The 23,051-nt window shown below is 35.7% G+C and carries 19 protein-coding genes; 17 read left to right on the top strand and 2 right to left on the bottom strand.

Annotated elements, in window-relative coordinates; translation table 11 throughout:
- Positions 1-28: 28 nt before the first annotated feature.
- Complete coding sequence (locus E0I26_RS00465; RefSeq protein ID WP_131914542.1) at positions 29-904, bottom strand: AraC family transcriptional regulator; 876 nt, start codon at positions 902-904, stop codon at positions 29-31.
- 228 nt (positions 905-1,132) lie between these two features.
- On the opposite strand from E0I26_RS00465, the gene hemA reads away from it, so the two are divergent.
- The 12 genes from hemA (at position 1,133) to E0I26_RS00405 (ending at position 12,520) form a co-directional block, all read left to right on the top strand.
- A complete protein-coding gene (gene hemA, locus E0I26_RS00460) occupies positions 1,133-2,389 on the top strand; it encodes a glutamyl-tRNA reductase (protein WP_131914541.1) in 1,257 nt (418 codons plus the stop codon).
- On the top strand, positions 2,386-3,306 hold the full coding sequence (gene hemC / locus E0I26_RS00455; protein WP_131914540.1) for a hydroxymethylbilane synthase: 921 nt from the start codon (positions 2,386-2,388) through the stop codon (positions 3,304-3,306). Before hemA ends, hemC begins: the two co-directional genes overlap by 4 nt.
- Positions 3,306-3,989: a uroporphyrinogen-III synthase gene (locus E0I26_RS00450; protein WP_131914539.1), complete on the top strand. Its 684-nt coding sequence runs from the start codon at positions 3,306-3,308 to the stop codon at positions 3,987-3,989. The genes hemC and E0I26_RS00450 overlap by 1 nt, the downstream gene beginning before the upstream one ends.
- A gap of 22 nt (positions 3,990-4,011) precedes the next feature.
- Entirely contained in the window at positions 4,012-5,037 is a 1,026-nt protein-coding gene (hemE, locus tag E0I26_RS00445) for a uroporphyrinogen decarboxylase (protein WP_039108302.1), read from the top strand.
- A 69-nt stretch (positions 5,038-5,106) separates the two neighbouring features.
- Complete coding sequence (gene hemF, locus E0I26_RS00440; protein WP_131914538.1) at positions 5,107-6,015, top strand: oxygen-dependent coproporphyrinogen oxidase; 909 nt, start codon at positions 5,107-5,109, stop codon at positions 6,013-6,015.
- A gap of 122 nt (positions 6,016-6,137) precedes the next feature.
- Positions 6,138-7,130, top strand: a complete 993-nt coding sequence (hemB, locus tag E0I26_RS00435) for a porphobilinogen synthase (protein WP_131914537.1) — start codon at positions 6,138-6,140, stop codon at positions 7,128-7,130.
- A gap of 51 nt (positions 7,131-7,181) precedes the next feature.
- Complete coding sequence (locus E0I26_RS00430; protein ID WP_131914536.1) at positions 7,182-8,105, top strand: hypothetical protein; 924 nt, start codon at positions 7,182-7,184, stop codon at positions 8,103-8,105.
- Between the two features lie 248 nt (positions 8,106-8,353).
- Positions 8,354-8,743, top strand: coding sequence for a c-type cytochrome (locus E0I26_RS00425; RefSeq protein ID WP_131914535.1), 390 nt, complete (start codon positions 8,354-8,356; stop codon positions 8,741-8,743).
- A 216-nt stretch (positions 8,744-8,959) separates the two neighbouring features.
- Entirely contained in the window at positions 8,960-9,430 is a 471-nt protein-coding gene (locus E0I26_RS00420; RefSeq protein WP_131914534.1) for a methylated-DNA--[protein]-cysteine S-methyltransferase, read from the top strand.
- 164 nt (positions 9,431-9,594) lie between these two features.
- Positions 9,595-10,308, top strand: coding sequence for a 3'-5' exonuclease (locus tag E0I26_RS00415; protein WP_131914533.1), 714 nt, complete (start codon positions 9,595-9,597; stop codon positions 10,306-10,308).
- Positions 10,309-10,386: 78 nt separating this feature from the next.
- A complete protein-coding gene (locus E0I26_RS00410; RefSeq protein ID WP_131914532.1) occupies positions 10,387-11,826 on the top strand; it encodes a nucleoside recognition domain-containing protein in 1,440 nt (479 codons plus the stop codon).
- Between the two features lie 244 nt (positions 11,827-12,070).
- Positions 12,071-12,520 carry a DUF1569 domain-containing protein gene (locus tag E0I26_RS00405; RefSeq protein ID WP_165929385.1) on the top strand — a complete coding sequence of 150 codons (450 nt, stop codon included), beginning with the start codon at positions 12,071-12,073 and terminating at the stop codon, positions 12,518-12,520.
- 17 nt (positions 12,521-12,537) lie between these two features.
- Here the strand turns inward: E0I26_RS00405 and E0I26_RS00400 are convergent, their stop codons facing one another.
- Positions 12,538-13,137: an RNA polymerase sigma factor gene (locus E0I26_RS00400; RefSeq protein ID WP_131914530.1), complete on the bottom strand. Its 600-nt coding sequence runs from the start codon at positions 13,135-13,137 to the stop codon at positions 12,538-12,540.
- 159 nt (positions 13,138-13,296) lie between these two features.
- On the opposite strand from E0I26_RS00400, the gene E0I26_RS00395 reads away from it, so the two are divergent.
- From E0I26_RS00395 to E0I26_RS00375, 5 genes are all read left to right on the top strand, one after another.
- The gene (locus E0I26_RS00395) at positions 13,297-14,490 is read left to right on the top strand and encodes a FecR family protein (RefSeq protein WP_131914529.1); all 1,194 of its coding nucleotides are present in this window, start codon (positions 13,297-13,299) and stop codon (positions 14,488-14,490) included.
- A gap of 939 nt (positions 14,491-15,429) precedes the next feature.
- Positions 15,430-18,945: a SusC/RagA family TonB-linked outer membrane protein gene (locus tag E0I26_RS00390; protein ID WP_131914528.1), complete on the top strand. Its 3,516-nt coding sequence runs from the start codon at positions 15,430-15,432 to the stop codon at positions 18,943-18,945.
- Positions 18,946-18,956: 11 nt separating this feature from the next.
- The gene (locus E0I26_RS00385; protein WP_165929384.1) at positions 18,957-20,516 is read left to right on the top strand and encodes a RagB/SusD family nutrient uptake outer membrane protein; all 1,560 of its coding nucleotides are present in this window, start codon (positions 18,957-18,959) and stop codon (positions 20,514-20,516) included.
- Between the two features lie 189 nt (positions 20,517-20,705).
- Positions 20,706-21,347, top strand: a complete 642-nt coding sequence (locus tag E0I26_RS00380; protein WP_131914526.1) for a fasciclin domain-containing protein — start codon at positions 20,706-20,708, stop codon at positions 21,345-21,347.
- A 104-nt stretch (positions 21,348-21,451) separates the two neighbouring features.
- Complete coding sequence (locus E0I26_RS00375) at positions 21,452-22,555, top strand: DUF5007 domain-containing protein (protein WP_131914525.1); 1,104 nt, start codon at positions 21,452-21,454, stop codon at positions 22,553-22,555.
- Positions 22,556-23,051 lie beyond the last annotated feature (496 nt).

Below are 23,051 nucleotides of genomic sequence, written 5' to 3'. Positions count from 1 at the left end.
TTATTGTTTAATATAAGAAATCAATTCTTTACTGCATATTTGGGTTGATTGACATCAAATATTTCTTTGGCGTGGTGGCAAATTTCTTTTTGAATGCCGCTATAAAATGACTTCCGGTGCTGTATCCAATTTTCAGTCCTACTTCGTTCACATTATAAGAGCCGCTGTCCAGTAATTTTCGGGCAAAATCCATTTTGTAGTCAAATAGAAATCCATAAACAGTATCGCCATAGATTTGTTTGAAACCCATTTTTAGTTTCTTTAGATTCAAACCTATTTCATCGGCTAATTCCTGCAATCCTGGCGGTTCGGCCATATTGGCAATGATGATTTCTTTGGCTTTTCTAATTTTCATTACATTATCCTCATCAATTAAAAACGGACATTGTTCTGCATTTGGATCTTCGGTTCTATTGAAATACAAACTCAATAATTCGTATCCTTTTCCTTTATAATACAGGTTTTTTATAGAAGGATGCAAACTGTAATGAAACAGTTGCGACAAAACAATTGCCATCGAAGGGCTGATATTTCCTTCGTTATAATATTTTTTGTCTTTATTATCGGCACTTAAAAAAGTAATATAATCGGCTTCGGTCGAAAATAAAGCATGAAACTTCTTGATGGAAATAATCACAGAAATCACCCAGGAATTTGGCGCCAATTCCAGATGTAAAGGCAATTCCTTTTGTGGATTGTACAAAAGCAATGATTTTTCCTCTTTCAGTTCCAAAGCATAATTGCCTTGGTTGAAAATGAATTTTGCATTTCCTTTTAATCCAAAATGAAACTGAATCAATCCGCTGCTTACTTCACGTTGGGCTTGAAAGACATCGGTGCCGTCATTCTGAAAGCGAATTAAGGTAAAGTCATCTTCAATTTTTATAATTTCTTGAGAACTCATAGCGATGTTTTTTTAATGTAAAAATGATAATTATCAGGTTGTTTTATTTAGAAACGCTCTAAATAGGGCGATTAAAAGAACCCATTTCTGCTACAAAAATAAGGGTTTTTATAATAAAACAACGATTTAAAACCAAAAAATCACATAGCGATACAAAAAGAACTTCTAGCGTTACTTTTATAAATACTATAGTTCTAATTTTGTTCCACTTTCTGGAAAAGTGCAAATATGGAAAACAATAACACATCAAAGCATCACTATTTTTACGCAGTTGGATTGAGCTATAAAAAAGCGGATGCGGAGATTAGAGGTAAGTTTAGTTTAGACGCCGCTGCAAAAACGCGTTTACTGGAACAAGCTAAGAATGAAGGAATAGAGAGTTTAATAGTCACTTCTACCTGCAATCGTACTGAAATTTACGGTTACGCAGAACACCCGTTTCAATTAATCAAATTAATTTGTGAGAATAGTCAAGGCTCTGTTGAAGCATTTCAAAAAGTGGGTTTTGTCTATAAAAATCAAGAAGCCATCAGTCACTTGTTTCGTGTAGGAACCGGTTTAGACAGTCAAATTCTTGGTGATTTCGAAATTATCGCGCAAATAAGAAATTCTTTTTCACAATCAAAATCATTGGGTTTAGCCAATGCTTTTATGGAAAGATTGGTGAATGCCGTTATCCAAGCCAGTAAAAAAATAAAAACCGATACGGAGATCAGCTCAGGCGCTACTTCAGTTTCTTTTGCTGCGGTTCAATATATTTTCAAGAATGTAGAAGACATTGGAAACAAAAACATTCTATTATTTGGTACTGGAAAAATTGGTAGAAATACCTGTGAAAATTTAGTGAAGCACACTAAAAACGAACACATTACGCTGATTAATAGAACCAAAGAGAAAGCAGAAAAATTAGCCGGAAAATTGAATTTAATTGTAAAAGATTATTCGGAACTGCATTTGGAATTACAAAAAGCAGATGTTGTTGTGGTAGCTACCGGCGCACAAAATCCAACTATTGACAAAGCGATTCTGAATTTGAAGAAACCACTTTTGATTTTAGATTTGTCCATTCCGAAAAATGTGAATGAAGATGTTCAGGATTTAGAAGGCGTTACGCTGATTCACATGGATTATTTGTCTCAAATGACAGATGAAACTTTAGAAAATAGAAAAAAACACATTCCTGCCGCTGAAGTTATCATCGAAGAAATAAAAGAGGAATTTATTACCTGGACCAAAGGCAGAAAATTTGCCCCGACAATCAATGCTTTAAAAGCAAAATTGAATGCGATAAAAACATCCGAATTGGATTTCCAAAGTAAGAAAATTTCAAACTTCAACGAAGAGCAAGCCGAAATAATCAGCAACCGAATTATCCAAAAAATAACGACACATTTCGCTAATCATTTGAAAGATGATGATACGATGGTGGATGAAAGTATCGAATGGATTGAGAAAGTTTTCAAAATAGGAGCGACTACAAAATAATGAATAAAACGATACGCATAGGAACCCGCGACAGCGAACTCGCACTTTGGCAAGCCCATAACGTCGAAAAAAAACTAAATGATTTAGGGTATAAAACCGAAATCATAGCGGTGAAATCACAAGGAGATATCATCCTTGACAAACCACTTTACGAATTAGGAATCACAGGAATTTTCACTAAAACACTAGATATCGCCATGATCAACGGTCAGGTTGATATTGCGGTGCATTCGATGAAAGATGTTCCTACGGCTTTGCCAATAGGGATTGTACAAGCGGCCGTTCTGGAAAGAGCGAATACGTTGGATATTTTGGTATACAAAGGAAACCTTGATTTTCTTAACGGAGCAGGAACAATTGCCACAGGAAGTTTGCGTCGTCAGGCACAATGGTTGAATAAATATCCCAATCATACCGTTGTTGATTTACGTGGAAACGTCAATACGAGAATGCAGAAATTGCAGGAAAGCGATTGGAACGGAGCTATTTTTGCTGCGGCAGGATTGGAAAGAATCAACTTGAAACCTTCCAATTATATTGATTTGGATTGGATGATTCCAGCGCCGGCTCAAGGCGCAATGGTAATTGTTGCTATGGCAAATGATGAATTTTGCAGAGAAGCCGTTTCTGAATTGAATGATATTGAAACCGAAATATGTACACATATTGAAAGACAGTTTCTAAAGACACTCGAAGGCGGTTGTACGGCACCAATTGGCGCTTTAGCAGTTTTTGTAGAAGATGATATTTTGTTTAAAGGTGTTTTGTTTTCTATCGATGGAAAGCAAAAAATCGAAATCGAAAAAACCGTTCCGATGCAAGAATGGAAGAAATTAGGCTTTTATTGTGCCAAAGAAATTTTAGAAAATGGCGGAGCAGAATTGATGACAGCAATTAAAATTAATTTGAAAAAATAATGAGTCAAACAAGCATTTTATCCACCAAAACATTGTCGGCAGAACAAAGGCAAGTATTTCTTGATGCTAATTTTGATCTTTTAGAACAAGATTTTATCGAAATAAAAAACAACCTTTTTGAACTGAAAACAATCAACAACAACTTAATTTTTAGCAGTCAAAATGCTGTTTTAAGTTTGATAGAACAAAACGGTTGGGAAGTTTTAAAGACGAAACCTGTTTTTTGTGTCGGTATTAAAACCAAGGAATTACTCGAATCGCATGGCTTTACAGTTGATGTTTATTTGGATTACGCATCTGAATTAGCCGAAATAATCACTTTAATTTACAATAAGGAAAGCTATACTTTTTTGAGCGGAAATTTGCGTAAAGAAACGTTGCCAGAAGCATTAAAAAGTGCAGGAATAACTTTTAACGAAATCGAAGTTTATCAAACAACACTTGCGCCTTTTAAAATATCAGACCAAGAAAATTTTGACGGAATTCTGTTTTTTAGCCCATCTGGCGTTGAAAGTTATTTGACAAATAATAAAATCAAGAATGAAGTTTGTTTTTGCATAGGCACTACTACAGCATCAGCATTAGAAACAAAGAAAATTAAAAACATAGTAATTGCCGAAACGCCAACTATCGAAGAGGTGATTGAGGAAGTTATTGAATATTATAAAACGGAAAGCATCTAGCAATCTGCTAAAATTTAAATACATGATTAAGAACGACCTATTTTTAAGAGCACTAAAAGGAGAAACAGTACAACGTCCACCAGTTTGGATGATGCGTCAAGCCGGAAGATATTTACCGGAATTCATCGCTTTGCGTGATAAATATGATTTTTTCACCCGTTGTCAAACTCCGGAATTAGCTGCTGAAATCACCGTACAACCAATAAGAAGAATTGCTCCGGATGCTGCGATTTTGTTTTCGGATATTTTGGTAATTCCGCAAGCAATGGGAATTGAAGTGTTGATGAAAGAAAATTTTGGTCCGTTTTTACCAAATCCTATTCGTACGATTCAAGATGTGGAAAAAGTTATCGTTCCAGATGTAAATGAAACATTAGGGTACGTTTTTGACGCTATCAAATTGACCAAAGAAATGTTGAATGATGAGGTGCCGTTAATTGGTTTCGCAGGTTCACCTTGGACAATTATGTGTTATGCAGTAGAAGGGAAAGGTTCTAAAAGCTTTGACATGGCTAAAGGGTTTTGTTTCCAACATCCAGAAGCAGCTCATGTTTTATTGCAAAAAATCACGGATACCACTATTTTATACCTAAAAGAAAAAGTAAAAGCGGGAGTAAATGCCGTTCAAATTTTTGACTCTTGGGGCGGAATGCTATCTCCGGTAGATTATCAGGAATTCTCATGGAAATACATCAACCAAATCATTGAAGCTTTGGCAGATGATGCTCCGGTAATTGTTTTCGGAAAGGGATGTTGGTTTGCGCTTGGCGAAATGGGAAAAAGTAGAGCTTCTGCGTTAGGAGTTGATTGGACTTGTTCTCCAAGAAATGCAAGATACTTGTCAGGTGGGAATATAACGTTACAAGGAAATTTTGATCCGTCAAGATTGTTGTCGCCAATTCCTGTTATTAAGAAAATGGTACACGAAATGATCGATGAATTCGGAAAAGACAAATACATCGTGAATTTGGGTCACGGAATTTTACCAAATATTCCTGTGGATCACGCAAAAGCGTTTATTGATGCAGTGAAGGAATACAATCAGTAGTCAGTCACAGTCACAGTTTTTACTTTCCATTTTTGGAATTTAAAAACTGCTGCTGAAAACTAATTTATAATGAAAGAACAATTTTATTCTTACATACAAAACCTTCAAGATCAAATCTGTAAAGGATTAGAAGCAGTTGAAGGTCAAGCCAAATTCCGTGAAGATCTTTGGGAACGTCCGGAGGGCGGCGGCGGAAGAACCCGCGTGATAGAAAACGGAACTGTTTTCGAAAAAGGCGGAGTGAATATTTCAGCCGTTCACGGGAAACTACCCGAAGCCATGCAAAAGATGTTCAATGTGGGCGAAGCTGATTTTTTTGCCTGTGGACTGAGTTTGGTTTTGCATCCCAAAAATCCAATGGTGCCAACTGTTCACGCGAACTGGCGTTATTTCGAAATGTACGATGACAATGGAAACGTAATCCAGCAATGGTTTGGCGGTGGACAGGATTTAACACCGTATTATCTGTTTGAAGAAGATGCAATCCATTTTCATCAAACCTGTAAAACAGCTTGTGACAAACACAATCCAGAGTTTTATCCAAAATATAAAAAACAATGCGATGCTTATTTTTGGAACGCACATCGTAATGAAGCACGCGGAATTGGCGGATTATTTTTCGATTATTGCAAAGCAACAGATGCAATGTCAATGCAAGATTGGTACAACTTTGTAGCCGAAGTCGGAAATAGTTTCCTGGAAGCGTATGTTCCAATCGTAGAAAAAAGAAAAGATTTACCGTATACTCCTGAGCAAAGAACTTGGCAGGAAATTCGTCGTGGTCGTTATGTGGAGTTTAATTTGGTACACGACAAAGGCACTTTATTTGGACTAAAAACCAATGGAAGAATCGAAAGCATCCTGATGAGTTTACCACCACATGTGCAATGGGTGTACGACCATCACGCAGAAGCAGGAAGCGAAGAAGAAAAATTAGTAAACGTATTAGAGAATCCAAAAAGTTGGATTGCAGATTGATGATTAACGATTTTTGATTGCAGATTTTCTGCTATCACCAATTTGTTTTTAAATCATAAATCTGCAATCGTAACCCGAGAGCTTTGCTCGAATTGGCGAAGCAATCTAAAATCAGAAATCATATGTTCCCATTACACAGAGGCAGAAGATTAAGAACAAACGAATCCATTAGAAGTTTAGTTCGTGAAACCAGTTTAAGTCCAGCGGATTTTATGTTTCCCATGTTTATTGCAGAAGGCGAAAATGTACAAGTGGAAATTCCTTCCATGCCAGGAATATTTCGTCGTTCCATCGATTTAACGGTAAAAGAAATCCATGAATTATTCGATTTAGGCATTCGTGCGGTGAATATTTATGTAAAAGTAAGCGAGAATTTAAAAGACAATACCGGATTGGAAGCATGGAATCCAAACGGATTGATGCAAAACGCCATTCGTGCCATCAAAGCCGCTTGTCCGGAAATGATTGTAATGCCAGACGTAGCTTTGGATCCATATTCTATTTATGGACATGATGGAATCATTGCAAACGGAGATGTAGAAAATGATTCGACGAACGGAGCCTTGGTAAAAATGGCGGTTTCTCATGCACAAGCGGGTGCCGATTTTGTTGCGCCTTCTGACATGATGGACGGACGCGTATTGCGTTTGCGTGAAGGTCTGGATGCTGCCGGTTTTCATAACGTGGGTATCATGAGTTATTCTGCAAAATACGCATCAGCATTTTACGGACCGTTTCGTGATGCGTTAGACAGCGCTCCTGTTGATGCCACTGAAATTCCAAAAGACAAAAAGACCTACCAAATGGATTATGCCAATCGAATCGAAGCCATTAAAGAAGCGTTGTGGGACGTGGAAGAAGGGGCTGATATGGTTATGGTAAAACCAGGAATTGCGTATTTAGACATCGTTCGCGAGGTCAAAAATGCCGTAAATGTTCCGGTAACGGTATACCACGTTTCGGGAGAATATGCGATGATCAAAGCTGCCGCCGAAAGAGGTTGGCTAGATCATGATAAAATTATGATGGAACAATTAATGTGTATCAAAAGAGCCGGAGCCAGTTTAATTTCGACTTATTTTGCCAAAGAAGCTGCGATACTTTTAGGGAAGTAAAAACTTACGAAAAAAAGTGTACCTTCGTCGAAAATTTAAGAAATACTCCATATGAAAAAAGGATTACTAGTAGCCATGATGTTAGCTTGTATTGCAACGTCAGCGCAAAAAATTAAAATTAAAAAGGATAAAATCAGTATCGATGAAACTGAAGTTGCTATTTTAGATAAAGAAAAGTTAGTATACAAAATCCTTTCTTTAGACAATAGACCAATCTTTTCAATTGAGAGAAAAGCTACAGCTTTATTAGATGGTTCGCTGGTTTACTGGAGTTTGTTAACTGATTTAAATACTAATAAAACAAATGAAATAGTTGATTACGGTCAAGATCAAGGTTTGAGTTTTCAAAATGCTATTGTTGCGAGTGTTTGTAATGATAAATACAGATTTATTAGCGCAGCAGGAATTGATGAAAAAGCAGTAACAGCGTTTATAAATGGTACACCAACTGATATAGAAAAAGTTTTTGCAGAGGCTAACTTAAAAACGAAAAATGAGCTAAAAGCGGATAACGATTTGATGGTTAAGGCAAAAGTATCAGTTAAAAATAGTGATATTTTTCAAATGCAAGATGTTGAAGGTAAGCAAACTAATGTCGTAATTGGATCAGTAAATAAAAAAAACGTGGTTTTTATTGCTGGTTTTCCGCCAAGTCTAGTATACGAGGTTAAGTCGTTATATAGCGAATTAGATAACAACAGCCGAAAACAAAATAGATCAAGAGAAATAGGAAGCTGGTATGCCACTAAAACAGGATATAAGAATCCAAATACGGACAAAAACGTCAAAAACGAAATCATTACTTCAGATAATAAATATTTTAGACTAAGAGGATCTGTCTCAGGTCTGGAGAAAATAAGTTCAGCGGGTTTGGAAAATGGAGATATTGAAACCTATGGAGGCGAAAGTACACTTTCTAACAGGATTGTAGCTAAATTACTTTCTAACGGTTACAAATTTGAAGCTATGAAATAAAATTGCAGTAGTAATTTGACATCTCTGTTGAATAAATTATTATAAGAAGTATCCAAAATCATAAATTATGATTTAAAGATTTGAAATACAAAGCCATTCGCTATTCGAATGGCTTTCTGTTTTTTTAAACTAACGTTAGTTTGCTTTTTTTCTCCGCGAAAATCTATTGGAATAACAAATAAAACTATGGTTTATAATTTGATAAAGATTTTAAATGAATTAAATTTGAGTACAAAACATTTCAAATTGTGAAAAAATTAATTTTTATTGGATTTGCCATTTTAGCCTTTTTTTCTTGTAAAAAAGAAGAAGTCAAAAAAGAATCTTTATACCCAACTTCTACAGAAGAAATCGCCCAGACTCCTGAGAAATTAGGGGAAGCAATTTTTCAAGGAAAGGGAAATTGCGTTGCCTGTCATGAAGTAGACAAAAAATCAATTGGTCCAAGTATTCAGGATATTGCAAAAATATACAAAGACAAAGGCGGAAACATTGTTGAATTCCTGAAAGAAAACGAAAAGCCCATTGTCGATCCAAGTCAATATGAGGTGATGAAAACCAATTTTGCAATAACAGAAGAGATGTCTGATGAGGAATTGAAAGCCTTAGAAGCTTACATGTATTCAAATTTGAAATAGTCTTAGCATTTTTAGGAGCTAATCCCGCTTTCCGCTATATCTTTATGTTTTTGGCAGCAAAAACATAAAGGATGCCGCTTTTATCGGGGCTAAAATACAAGAACCATTCGTCTCTGCGAATGGTTTTTTTATGTTTAAAACGTTTTAAGTTTTATTTCTTTCTGAACTTTGTTACTTCTTCATGAACAATGTGGTTAATTTTTTTATCTTTAAAATATGGAAATAGCATACATCAAAACCCCTTTAGGAATTGCCACAATAACAGGCGATGAAAATGGAATATCCGTAATTTCAGTTACCGAAGAAGGACAGATTTCAACTACAATTTCAGCGGTTTTACAAGAAGCCGTTACCCAGCTCAACGATTATTTTGAAGGCAAACGAACCGATTTTGGCTTTGCACTCAATCCAAAAGGTACTGAATTCCAACAAAAAGTCTGGAAAGGATTACTCGAAATTCCTTTTGGGAAAACCATGTCCTATATGGATTTATCCAAAAAACTGGGCGATGTCAAAGCCATTCGTGCCGTCGCTTCTGCCAACGGGAAAAACCCGCTTTGGATTGTCGTTCCGTGTCACAGAGTCATTGGAACAGATGGTTCATTAACAGGATATGCAGGCGGTTTGTGGCGAAAAAAATGGTTATTGGAACACGAAAATCCGACCACACAACAAAGTCTATTTTAAAATCAGACTTCTTAGATTTTTAGATGGTTAGACACATTAGATTTCTTTGATTGTTAGAAATTTAGATTGTCTCAGATTCAAAAAAATCGATCAAGTTTACTAATTTAGGTTTTTGTATTTAATCTAAAAATCTAAGAAGTCAAAAAATCTAACAAATGTAGCTGATGATAGAAAAAATAAACCTCAATAACATTCTGTTCCTCGATATAGAGACTGTTCCGGAAGCCGAAGATTTCAATGCTTTGGATACCGAAATGAAAGATCTCTGGGAGCACAAAACCCAATACCAGCGCAAAGACGAATACACAGCCGAGGATTTTTACGACCGTGCGGGAATTTGGGCCGAGTTTGGGAAAATCGTTTGTGTTTCGGTGGGTTATTTTACCATCAAAGGCGATATTCGAAATTTTAGGGTGACTTCTTTTTTTGGAGAAGAAAAGAAAATATTGTTGGATTTCAATAATTTGCTGAACAATCATTTCAATCAGCCACAACATGTTTTGTGTGGTCACAATGCCAAGGAATTTGATATTCCTTTCCTCGCAAGACGAATGATTATAAACCAAATTGCTATTCCCAACAAGTTGAACCTATTTGGGAAAAAACCATGGGAAATACCACATTTAGATACGTTGGAATTATGGAAATTTGGAGATTATAAACACTACACTTCCTTAAAGTTAATGTGTAAAGTACTTGGGATTCCTTCTCCAAAAGGCGATATCGACGGCAGTCAGGTGGGGCATGTTTTCTATGTAGATAAAGACATTGACAGGATTGTAACGTATTGTGAAAAAGACACCATTGCCGTAGCTCAAATTTTCCTTAGATTGCGAAGAGAGGATTTGTTGATTGAGGAGGAAATTATTCATGTTTAGATTGTCGCAAACCAATCGGGGTTCAAAATCCTGATGAGGTTTATTAATAAATATTTACATTTACAAAAATTATAGATTATGGTATTGAGTAGATTCTGGTTGGTTATTTTTATTTCAGCAATTGTATTTGTAGTGTTTAGTTTGTTTTCTGGAGACAGTTATACTATTGACCACGTTTTGAACGGAAAGAAAGATGATCCAATTCTGGTTTCGGAGAAATTTGCCGAAGAACTTCCTGCTTTTATAAAAGACAGCATTAAGACAGCACCAGAACAGACCATGATTATCAATCGTGATACCCTGAATGCGGATACGACTTATGTTTTTAAAAACAAAACAGTAAAAATTTATAGTGGTGTTCAAAAATCTGATGGTTTATTGCCAACGTGTAAAAGTACTTTACTAGATTTAATCCTTCCGCTGATGGCTTATTTGGCTTTTTTCTGTGGATTGATGGAACTTTTAATCATTTCTGGAGCTTCTGGAAAGTTGGCTAAAGCATTGAGTCCTGTTTTTGTAAAAGTGTTTCCGAGTATTCCTGAAAACCATCCTTCTATTTCCTACATGACTTTAAACTTTGCTGCTAATTTTCTGGGCTTAGATTCGGCTGCAACTCCTTTTGGTCTAAAAGCGATGGAGAGTTTACAAGAAATAAATCCAGAGAAAGATAAGGCGAGTGATGCTCAGATTATGTTCATGTGTTTGCACGCTTCGGGTCTTACTTTGATCGCTACTTCTATTATAGGATACCGTGCAGCTGCAAACGCAAGTAATCCTGCGGATGTGATGTTGCCTTGTATTATCACTTCTTTTATCGGTACAATTGCAGCTTTTCTGATCGTTGGAATCAAACAAAAAATCAATTTTAGAAGTGCTTCTTTGGTTATCGTATTGATGACATTAATAGCTGCAATTGTTGGTTTGTTGATGTATGTAAATCATTTGGATTTAATTGGAAAAAACTATTTTACCTCTAATCTTTCTGCTTTAATATTAATTGGAATAATTGCCTTTACCTTGATCTTTTCGTTTATTCATGAGAAAAAATTTACTGAGGCATCAACGACCGTTTTTGAAAGTTTTGTAGTGGGAGCCAATAATGGTGTGAAAACTGGCGTGACTATTTTTCCTTATGTTTTGGGAATGCTGGTTGCCATTTCTTTATTCAGAAACAGTGGTTTATTTGAAATTATTAGCAATTGGATCGCTTTCATTTTTTCAAATATGGGAGTAAGTAAAGAAATTACAGATGCTTTACCGGTTGCTTTACTTCGTCCTTTTAGTTCGGCCGGATCAAGAGGATTTTTGATTGATTCGATGAATACTTTTGGTGCCGATTCCTTAACGGCAAGATTGAGTAGTATTTTTCAATGCAGTGCCGAAAGTACTTTTTATGTGATTGCAGTTTATTTTGGTTCTGTAAATATTAAAAACACTCGTTATGCACTAGGAACGATGCTTTTAGTAGATTTGATTTGTGTGATTACGGCTATTTTTGTAGCGAGTTGGTTCTTCTAGATGAGATGATTTATCATTAATGCGTTCCGAAAGGATAGTTTGTAGTGTTTGGGAATAATTACACCATTTTTACTTTTGTAATTATTGTAATAAACAACCGTACAGTTTGTCATTTCGACGAAGGAGAAATCTCATCAAGTTATTCAGATTGTGTGATTCCTCCTTCGTCGGAATGACAATATTGCCAATAAATATTCCAATATTTTTAAAAATAAAATGGTATTACCAGTTAAAAACAATCAATATGAAAAATATTTTCGACAAGAAAGACAATCAGGAGCTTATTGCGAGAGTGCAAAAGTTAACGTCAGCTTCTAAAAGTACTTGGGGGGAAATGTCGGTTTCCCAAATGGTGCTGCACTGCCAGAAACCACTGGATGTTGCCGAAGGTAAATTGGAACTAAAAAGGAATATTATTAGTTTTCTTTTTGGTAAAATGGCAAAGAAAAGTTTTTTACAAAATGAATATTTTAAGAAAAACTTGCCAACCGATAAAAGATTTATCATTAAGTCATCTCCCGATTTCGAGAAAGAAAAAGAAGTATTATGCAGCCAAATTGCTCGCTTTGGAGCCATGGGGCCAAGAATCATAGCGAATAGCAGGCATCCTTTTTTTGGTGAAATGACCGAAGAGGAATGGGGAATTTTGCAATACAAACATCTGGATCACCACTTGAAGCAATTTGGCTGTTAAAAATTAGATCCGGAATATCATTTTAAAAAAGGCCAATGCAGCAAGAAAATAATTTGCACCGCCTTGTTGATGTTTGTTTCTCTAATTTTGGATCTGATTTGATATAAAGCCTTACCCATTTGAGTTTCCACCGTTTTTACGGAAATTTCCAGATGCGATGCAATTTCCTCATAGGTCAAGCCTTCCGTTTTACACATGATGAAAATTTCTTTTCTTTTAGGGGGAAGTTGTTCTATTATTTGCGCTATATACCTTAATTTTTGTTGAGTATATTCTTCATCGCTTTCTATCAGTTCAAGAACGGCCGTTTTTTGATTTTTTTCAGATAAACTTTCCTTACGCTTATCTTTTTTGTATTCGTTTATAAAGGAATAATAAGCAGCCTTATACAAGTAACTTTTTATGGAGCTGGTAATTTCTATTTCACTTCTATTTTTCCAGAGTCTGAAAATTACTTCTTGAACAATATCCTCTGCTTTATCGTAATCTCGTGTCAGACCATTTATATAATGTACAATGTCTTTGTATTTATTCGCATATAAATATTTATAGGCCTCCTCATTTCCGTTTTTGAGGGCTTCAATCAAATAATTATCATGTTTGAAGGAATGAATCATAATTTTTTAACGTTGATTTATTGGTTGTTAGAAATTAAAATAAAAAAAAACAGAAAAAAAATTAAAATGAGTAGGGGTATTTGTTTTTTCAACTGTCATATGAAAAGCGAATTAACATAAAATTAAGTTAAAACACAACTTTAAGATAAAAAACACGGAATGTATATAAGAAACATAGAGACAATCTTGTTAAAATACTTTAGCGGGGACGCAACTATTGAAGAGGTTGATTTTTTGGAAGAGTGGATTTCTGATAATCAGCAAGAATACATCGATGCAGTTAAAGTTTATTTCTCGACAATAGAATCGAAACAGCATATAGATACTGATTTGGCGTACCAAAAGTTTATTGAAAAAATAAATGAAGTTAAGGTAGTCGCTATAACGAAACCTAAGTTGACCTATAAAATTTTAAAATATGCGGCGGTATTTATTGGTGTGTCAATAAGCTCTTTTTTATTGTATCAGAATATTTACAAACAAGATTTAGGTTTGTCCGTAACTAATGTGAAAGCCTATGACAGAGCCACTTTGGTATTGGCGGATGGCACAGAAGTTGTTCTGGAAGAGCATCAAAATGAAGAGATCAAAACAGATGCCGGTGTTAAAATTGTAAACAATGCCAAAGTGTTAAAGTACAGTACGGTTGATAATTCTGTAAATACAGATCCAAGTAAAGTTGCCTACAATACACTGCATGTGCCTAATGGAGGAATTTATCAAATCGAGTTGCCGGATGGTTCAAAAGTTTGGTTGAATTCGGCCACTTCGTTAAAATTTCCAACACAGTTTGTTGGCAATCAAAGAGTGGTTTCTATTGATGGGGAAGCTTATTTTGAAATTCAAAAAGACAAGAAAAAACCGTTTATAGTTAAAACCGAAACGGCAGCCGTAACAGTTTTGGGAACGCATTTTAATGTGAATTCTTATAGTGAGGATGATTTTTTTGCCACCACATTAGTTGAAGGAAGTGTCCAACTGAGTGCTTCGAATCCAGGGGGGGCAACGATGATTTTGAAACCGGGTCAAAAAGGAAGCTTATTCAAAGACAATAATTCCTCAATAAGCGTAAAAGAGGTTGATGTGTATCAAGAAATAGCATGGAAAGATGGGAAGTTCTTTTTTGAAAAAGAAAAGTTAGGAACCATTATAGCCAAATTAAGCAGATGGTATAATGTGGATTTTATATTTGAAAATCAGTCTGTTGCAAATTATACTTTTACGGGTGTTGCTAAAAAAGATCAGCCTGTTGAATATTTGTTGGATATTATAAGTAAAACTTCTGATGTGAGGTATGAAATAGTTAAAAAAACCAAGACTAACAGAAAGCTTATAAAAATAAGGAAGAAGTAATAAAAAAAGCTAGAAAAATGCGCCAACATTTCCCTAGCTATAAACTTTAATCATTAAAAAAACTCTGGACAAGAGCTATTTATTAACCATTAAACAACCAAATTTATGAAAAAAATATTAGACTCAGTTGATGTCGAGGTATTAAGTAAATAAAAAAATAAATATTTGAGCAATGAAGAAATCAAATATTCTTTTTACAACTTTTTTTAGCATCACTTATTTCCTCCAGAAATCTTCAATCATACCTTTGAAAATATGGAAAACTGAGTAATATCTTTATGTTGATTTTATTGAAAAAACATATTTTTAGCACAAAAAAAACGCATAATGTTTTTTTGTGCTAAAAAAATAAAAATATTCTGTGCTCGAGCACATTTTTTTTGTATTTTCCTTGTTTTATTGAGATTTAATATATAGATTGGTCATGTATTAATGAATTAAATCACTTGGAGGGTGAAATTAATTTAATTGAATTAAAAGATTTAAATGTTTTGTCAAAATATTGATATACAGAATATTAAATGCGTAAAATAAGTCTATACTTGTGTTGCGGATGGTTGAAAATTATGTAAGATTTTTTAGAAGTTATCAGTTCTTTGACCGTTGAATTAAGAGATTTTTTCTGGTTGAAAAAAAACAAAAAAGAACCTAAAAAATCAGACTATGTTTTTTAGAAAAACAAGAAAAAGAATAAAAATTGTGGTTCCCAATTGCGGAGTCAATTTATGAATAGCCAGTAGGAATTTGTTGGATAGTATTTGCAAGATTTGCAATGTGTAAGTTTAAAATGCTAAAAAACAGGAAAAAATAAAACCACGAAACAAGTAGTAAAATAAAACCAGGAAAATGCGCCAACATTTTCCTGGTTATAAACTATTTAATCATTAAAAAAAAACTCTGGACAAGAGATTATTTACTAACCATTAAACAACCAAATTTATGAAAAAAACGTTAGACTCAGCAGATGTTGGGATGTTAACTAAACAAAAAAAATTAATCCTTTGGATAATGAAGAAATCACTATTCTTTTTTATTGCCTTATTTAGCATTACTTCTTTTGGATACACTCAAAATTTTTCTTTAAACCTAGGTAAAGTTACTTTACACGAAAGTTTTGACAGAATAAAAAAAGCAGGGAATGTGACGATGTTTTATAGTGATGATGAGCTAAATGTAGATAAGTTGGTTCGTGTTAAATTCACTAATAAAACGGCATTGGAAATGGTTTCGGATTTAGTTGGGCCAAATTTTGAAGTGAAGTTAGTTGATAATTCAGTTATACTGATTGTGCCAATTTCAAAAGAAGCAGCTTTAGCAATTAAAGAACTAGCTGACATTACGGTTACCGGAAAAGTAACGGGTGAATTAGGGGAGAACTTGCCTGGAGCATCTGTTAAAATTAAGGGGACGAACAAGGTGGTATCTACAGATGTTGATGGAAGCTTTAGCATCGTAGCTAAAGATACGGATGTTTTGGTGGTTTCCTTTATTGGATATACCACTAAAGAAGTACCGGTTGGTAGTCAAAAACAATTTAACATCAGACTTAAACCGGCACAAAACGAATTAAGTGACATTGTCGTTATCGGGTACCAAAAGGCGCATAAAAAAAATGTGAATGCTGCAGTTGCCAGTATAAGCAGCAAGCAATTGGAATCGATACCTGTATTGAGTGTTTCTGCTTTGATTGCCAGTTTATCCACAGGGGTTATGACCCCAACACAAAGTGGGGCTCCCGGAGCAAGGGGTTCTGTCGTGATCCGTGGTAACTCGAATGTGTCAGGAGCTGTTGATGGTACTGGGTATAGCAACCCGCTTTATGTAATTGATGGTGTGCAAACTTCTTTGGAAGATTTGGCAGGATACAATACCTCTAATACCGACTTTTTGGCTTCATTGAATCCAAATGATATTGAAAGTATTGATATGTTGAAAGATGCTTCGGCTGCTGCCATTTATGGATCACGTGGTGCCAACGGGGTAATCATTATCACGACCAAAAAAGGGACAGCATTAGACAAGCCGGAATTTAATTTTACAATGAATACCGGTGTTACACCAATTCCGGAATTGGTTCCTATGCTGGTAGGTTCTGCAGAAAGAAATGCCAAAATGGGTATGATTGACAGATGGTGGAAAACAGGATATGCGCAAAGTGTGGAAGTACCAATAATGTTGTCTGACAGTTTGAATCCTGCATTCAATAATAATGTAGACTATCAAGGGTTGTTTTATAGAACGGGTCTCTTCCAAAAGTATAATTTAAGCGTTAGAGGCGGATCAGAAGTTTCTAATTACAGAGTGTCTTTAGGGTATGATAACGTAGAGGGGGTAATACAAAACTCTGGTTTTAAACGTTATACCTTTACGACGAATCTTAATTCTAAAATTGGGAAGAAGTTTGAAAACCAACTTAGAATAAATGCAGTTTTTACGGATAATCAAACGGGTCAAGGAAATCCGGATCAAAACAATTATCAATTTAATACCTCCCTGCCTACGGATCCTGCCGATTTAAATTCGTCCTTATTTTATCTTTCGGATGCTAAAAAGCTATCATTCAGGGGAGAATTGAGCGAAAAATTGAATACCGATGAGGCTATTCAAACTACGTTTTCAAACCTTTCAAGATTTGATTTCACCAATGCGCTGAGTCTTAGCGCCCAATTTAGTTTTGTATATAGTTCCCAAAAGAAAAACTTTTACGAGCCCTCAACGCTACGGGAGGAAGGGGACGGTTTTGCCAGTTATGCGCTATATACCCGTAAAAATTTATCGTCAGATATCTATTTGAATTATTTTAAAAAGATTAAAGACCACACTCTTAGTGCTGTTTTAGGGACTAAAACAGATTATAACAAATTTGAGGATATGGGACTTTGGGGCCAAGGTTTTGGTGTTGATGCGATCCAGGTAATCAACGATCGATATACCACAGCACAAATAAATGGATATACAAAAATCGAATCTAACGCATTGCAGTCCTATTTCGGGCGATTTGGGTATCAATTCAAAGATCGTTATATGGTTAATGCTACCTTGAGTAGAGATGGATCTTCCCGTTTTGGTAAAAACGTGCGTTATGCAAATTTCTCAGCCGTAGATGTGGGTTGGGTATTTTCTGACGAACCATTTATCAAAGATAATATTTCATCGATTTTGAGTTATGGGAAATTTAGAGCCAGTTATGGTGTAAATGGCAAACAGTTTACTGAAAACTTTTTAAGATACGGATCGTATAGTCTAGGGTATGGAGGAAACCCTCTATGGTCAAATCTTATGGCTGTAAGTACATATGGTGGAGTAAGCGGGGTAGTCCCTAATTATAATACTCTTGGAAATCCTGAATTGTCATGGGAAAATTCTAAGCAATGGGATTTGGGTTTAGATTTGGATTTTTTTAATAACAGATTGAACATAACCTTTGATGCATACAATAAGAAAACTGACAAATTGTTATTTGATATTCTATTACCGCAACATTCGGGTTTTAATAAAACAAAAGACAATGTTGTTGGTGTGATGAACTATGGATGGGAAAGCATGTTTAAATGGCAAGTTTTTCCAAGAGCGAATGATTGGAATTTAGAATTAACTTTGGGTCTAACCCAAAACAAAAATTACGTAACTAAATTACCAAATAATAATAAAGACTACTATGGAGTAGATCCTTATGGCAGAGGTTTTGGATATGTTGTAGGTTTACCGCTTAACCTTCCTGTATTGTTTATTAACGATTATATATTGGATGACTTAAATCAACTGCCAACCAATCCTTTTACGGGTCAACCGCTTAGAGGTAAATCTGCTTGGTCAACAATAAGACCAGGTTTTCCAATTTGGGAAGATTTGAATGGAGATTATCTTTTAGATGAATTGGGAGATGAAAAACTGTATACCGAATTTAAAGCGACACCGGATATTACAGGTTCATTTAACCTGAACTTAAAATACAAAGGATGGTATCTGCAAGCCTACAGTCAATTCTCGTTTGGATCAGATATTATGAATTCGGTTTTACAAAATTATATGGACAGATACGATAGAGGAGATACGGAATGGGCTCAAAAAGGATTAGCTGATTTAAGCAATGAAAGTTTCTGGCAACAACCGGGTGATGGAGCAGCAGGAGTGCGTTTCCCTGCAATGTATCCTTCGGTTACTGGTTTGGGGCCATTTTACAGATTTAGAGGAAACCAAACTTTATGGATAGAAAGCGGCGATTTTTGGAAAATATCCCAAGCTTCCTTTGGTTATACTTTTGATAAGTCTTCTTTTCTGGACAAACTAAATTTAACCCGTGTGCGTGTTTATGCGAATGTTTTAAACCCATACCAATGGCAACGTTCTAAATCGGTAACTGATGCTTCTCAGGTTGATGAACATGGGTATACTTTGGGTAATGGGTATCCACAAGCAAAAACGATTTCTTTTGGACTGGATATTAAATTTTAAATGAAATGAAAATGAAAAAAAATATAAAAATTAGAATTGTTACTCTGGTCTTTGGCTTGTTTGTTTTTTCAGGCTGTGCTGACCTTGACCAAGAACCTTTAAGTCTTGCCACTCCTGATAATTTCTGGGTATCCCAGCCCAATGCCGAATCGGCACTTGCAGGTTGTTACGGACTGTTGAAAAATGCTTTAGTTTCGGACGCTAATTTCTTGTTATGGGGTGAGTTTGGCGCTAATACTTTTATGAATAGCCGTTCTTGGATTGTTGGTGCTGTTGAAGATGGAAATTATCATTTAATGAACGGTTATTACAGACCTAACACACTGAATTGGAGAGGTTTTTACAGAACTGCCAACTGGGCACTTGCTATAGAGAAACATGTTAATGAAATGCCGGACAGTAGTTTCAAATCATTAGCTGAAAAAAACAGAATCATTGGTGAGGCGGCATTCATCAGATCTTTGTCTTATTTCTACATGGCCCGTATTTGGGGTGATGTGCCTATTGTTGATGAAGTTATTGAGACATCAGATCAATTAATTAAGGATGGCAATGTTTTAACGCTTCCTCAACAAAACGAAAAGAAAGTGTTGGATTATTCTTTGGCGGCGGCTAACAAATCCATCAGTTTATTGGAATATTCATCACCCGGCACTGATAGATGGGCTATTCAAGCTAATAAAGCCAGTGCCGAGGCCTTGAAAGCACACATCGCCTTATGGTATGCAGCCAGGGATAATGGCAATCAACAAATGGTTACCGAAAGTATTGCCGCTGCCACTTCGGTGATTAACAATAGTAATGCATCTCTTGTTGATTATGTAAATGAGGGTGTAACCGGATTCAATACCATGTGTCTTGGGAAATCTAAAACTGGTCTTTTTGAAATTAATATCAGCTCGGATACGAATGAATCTTTCAGGATGTCTACGGGTGATAATAGCCACACAGGCTTGACTTTGAATTTTCCCATATTCAGATTCATTAATGCTTCTGGTGCGACACCTTTTATTGATCCTGCTTATTATGGGAATACCATGATGAAAGCAACTGAAAGAGCCAATGATGTACGCAAGACATTATTTTTCTATAATATTCCAGCTCCTGGCATCCCTGTTCCTCCCGCTGATGTATTTCTTATGAAATACTCCCATCAGTCAAAAGATCCAAACGCGACCGATGCGTATGCACAATTTTCGGAATCCAATATTTTGATCTTCAGATTGGCGGATATATACCTCCTTAGAGCTGAGGCTAATATGAAATCAGGTAATTTTTCAGCGGCTATTACTGACCTTAATACCATCAGAAGTAAAGCCAATGTGCCTAATTATACAGGAGCTTCAAGCGTAACGGCACTTACCAAAGCCATTTTTGATGAACGTGCTATTGAGTTGGTCGGGGAAGGACAAGCATGCTTTGATAGAATCAGATTGAATTATTATACTGGAGTAAATTGGATGAATTCAGCCAGAATTAGTCAAAAAGGGAATTTCTGGCCTATCATGCCAGGGGTTATTTCTATTAATCCGGTAATTGTTCAGCCTGAATTCTGGAAAGGAAAATTGTAAATTATTTAATAATCTAAATTAAGTATAAAAATATGAAAGAGCATAACGAGAATTCGATACAACAGCGAAAGCAATCACTGAACTCCTGTTGAAAACAGAATTTAGTGAACTAAGTAACGAATGATAGTATATGCGAATTCATCCCGATAGTTATCGGGAGACTAATAAAAAAACAATAAATATCTACATATGAAACATACATTGTTAATACTAATTGTGCTATTTGGGCTGTATTCATGCTCAGATGATTACCTCGTTGACGGAGGGCTAGCCAAACAAAATGTGGGAACAACCACATTCGAATTTTTGAAATCCCACAAACAGTTAGACACTTTAGCGATACTGATTGAAAAAGCGGATATGATCAATGTGGTGAATGCCAAATCGACCACTCTTTTTGCCCCGAATAATAATTCAATCAAAAGATATGTTAATGCAATCTTGGCCAAGAAGCAAAATATAGATCCTTTGGCGACTTTTACCATTAACGATATCCCCGTAAGTGAATTAAAAGTAATGTTGGGGAATTATATCTTTGACGAGACCATTGATCGCAGCAAAATGGTGAAAGAAGGTAAGATATACAAGACTCACAGTGGCGAGGACAGAATGATTTCTTTGCAGCCCGTTGATGCTTATAATGGCCAACTGGATTCTTTTCCTGAATATGCTTATTATATTTTCAAGGTTGGCCCGGATTGGGATCCTATCGAAAAGGCTGTAGATGATCATAAAACGGTAGTAAGGACATCCAATTTGATTTCTACTAACGGTGTTATTCATGTACTTCAGGGAGATCACATGTTTTCGAATTACATACCAATACCATAATAAACTAAAAGCTATTTTAATAACAATTAAAGAAAATGGAACAGTCATGATATAACAGTTTTAATCATGACTGGTTCTATAAACTTTAAACAAAAAAATTACAGATGAAAAAGATAATCTTTTTTTTAATGATCGCTGCATTTGCATCATCATGTGAGCAACCCGAAGTGGGCTATATGAGTGATAATATTCATTCGTTGCAGGATGTGATAACCGTACCCAAAGGGCTATTCATGATTACGCCGGCTCCCGCAATTGAAGGATCAACCTATCCCTTGGAATGGAAGATAACGGGCATTACCGATAAAGACGGTAAGCCAACAAATGAATTGCTGGAGGAGCATGAAATCTTAACCTGGTTAAAGCCATTTGATCCTAGAACTGATACCACCTTGGAGCTGGCGATGAAAAAATTGGAATTGACTAAACGAGCCTCCATTTTATTGAATACCACGAGTGGGCAGTTTGCGTTTACGCAAGCATCAAGAAAGGTGGTAGGTAATGATTTCGACATTAGTGTCAACGTTAAAAACGTTCGAGGGGAGCGTCAGTTGGATAATTTCGCACACATAAAATTGACTCCTTTTGTGCCGGTTGAAATTAAGAACTCGATGGCGGTACAGCTGGAAGGTTTAAAGGGTAATACTTGGGAGACTATTGGCCAGGCTTATAACGTTACGAATGATTTTGACCCCAAAGTACCAAGTATTCTGGACGGCACTAATCCTTATATGACCATCGTAAAAGTAAGTGATGAACCAAAATTATCGATTAAAGTAAAACATATTGTGACCGACAGTAACAACCAAGCTCTTGATCCTGCAAAAGTAGTGTTTAACCCCGCACGCCTAGGAAACTTTCATGACAACACCATCGGGGGGGGGTTGACGGATGCCGTAGGAACCACTTTTACATTGCCGGCTCCACCATTCCCTCAATTTAGCGGAAGATTTAACTCTAATGACGGTTCCCCCGGCATATACTGGATGTATTATTTAACTGCCCCCGGATCTTTTACGGTGGATAAAGCGGCTGTTGAGGCGAATAATCCTACTCCCTCAATCGGGTGGCCTGCTTATTGGGCTCAGTACACAGATACAACCACCGGAGAGATTCGTAACAGAGGGTATATCAGATGGGCATTTAAAATTAACGATACCGGGACTTGGGAAGTAAGAGTGAAAATACCTTATACTAGGAAGAAATAGTTTGACTCCCAAGGAAATATCTGGGATTTCAATATGGTTATGGAATCTAAGGCAGAATAAGAATGCTACTTTTATGAATTAGTTATCAAAGCGGGTTGTTTTTTTAACCCGCTTTTTTTAAAAGTAGAACCCAAGTCATAAATACAACTTCGTAGACCCATCGAAAAACAATATTGTTTTGGTTAGTTGAAAAGGCATCATCGAATTTATTTATGATGATGTCTTTTTTAGTATATGTTCTTGATTAAGTTCAAGTAGCATAGTTTTTCATGCCTTAAAATTAGCTGAAGAACCGAAAAGTTTGATATTCTAATTAACCTGGATAATCGGCTTAATTCATTTTAGCATAAAATTTACCGGGTTAAGTTGTTGTGATTTTGTCATTTCGACGAAGGAGACTCGAACGAAGTGAACAGGTGAAACAAATCACATAATTTGAATGACTTGATGAGATTTCTCCTTCGTCGAAATGACAAATAGATATTGTTTTTATTCC

Origin of the sequence: Flavobacterium rhamnosiphilum (genome assembly GCF_004349195.1) — a bacterium.
GTDB classification, from domain to species: domain Bacteria; phylum Bacteroidota; class Bacteroidia; order Flavobacteriales; family Flavobacteriaceae; genus Flavobacterium; species Flavobacterium rhamnosiphilum.
The sequence above is the reverse complement of the archived record's forward strand: the minus strand, read 5'-3'. Positions and strand labels throughout refer to the sequence as shown.

Coding starts and splice junctions, on each gene's coding strand:
- hemE (WP_039108302.1), top strand. CDS start 4,012: ATGATTAAGAACGACCTATTTTTAAGAGCACTAAAAGGAGAAACAGTA.
- hemB (WP_131914537.1), top strand. CDS start 6,138: ATGTTCCCATTACACAGAGGCAGAAGATTAAGAACAAACGAATCCATT.
- E0I26_RS00450 (WP_131914539.1), top strand. CDS start 3,306: ATGAGTCAAACAAGCATTTTATCCACCAAAACATTGTCGGCAGAACAA.
- E0I26_RS00395 (WP_131914529.1), top strand. CDS start 13,297: ATGTATATAAGAAACATAGAGACAATCTTGTTAAAATACTTTAGCGGG.
- E0I26_RS00420 (WP_131914534.1), top strand. CDS start 8,960: ATGGAAATAGCATACATCAAAACCCCTTTAGGAATTGCCACAATAACA.
- E0I26_RS00410 (WP_131914532.1), top strand. CDS start 10,387: ATGGTATTGAGTAGATTCTGGTTGGTTATTTTTATTTCAGCAATTGTA.
- E0I26_RS00375 (WP_131914525.1), top strand. CDS start 21,452: ATGAAAAAGATAATCTTTTTTTTAATGATCGCTGCATTTGCATCATCA.
- E0I26_RS00465 (WP_131914542.1), bottom strand. CDS start 904: ATGAGTTCTCAAGAAATTATAAAAATTGAAGATGACTTTACCTTAATT.
- E0I26_RS00380 (WP_131914526.1), top strand. CDS start 20,706: ATGAAACATACATTGTTAATACTAATTGTGCTATTTGGGCTGTATTCA.
- E0I26_RS00400 (WP_131914530.1), bottom strand. CDS start 13,137: ATGATTCATTCCTTCAAACATGATAATTATTTGATTGAAGCCCTCAAA.
- hemF (WP_131914538.1), top strand. CDS start 5,107: ATGAAAGAACAATTTTATTCTTACATACAAAACCTTCAAGATCAAATC.
- hemA (WP_131914541.1), top strand. CDS start 1,133: ATGGAAAACAATAACACATCAAAGCATCACTATTTTTACGCAGTTGGA.
- E0I26_RS00405 (WP_165929385.1), top strand. CDS start 12,071: ATGAAAAATATTTTCGACAAGAAAGACAATCAGGAGCTTATTGCGAGA.
- E0I26_RS00390 (WP_131914528.1), top strand. CDS start 15,430: ATGAAAAAAACGTTAGACTCAGCAGATGTTGGGATGTTAACTAAACAA.
- E0I26_RS00385 (WP_165929384.1), top strand. CDS start 18,957: ATGAAAAAAAATATAAAAATTAGAATTGTTACTCTGGTCTTTGGCTTG.
- E0I26_RS00415 (WP_131914533.1), top strand. CDS start 9,595: ATGATAGAAAAAATAAACCTCAATAACATTCTGTTCCTCGATATAGAG.
- E0I26_RS00430 (WP_131914536.1), top strand. CDS start 7,182: ATGAAAAAAGGATTACTAGTAGCCATGATGTTAGCTTGTATTGCAACG.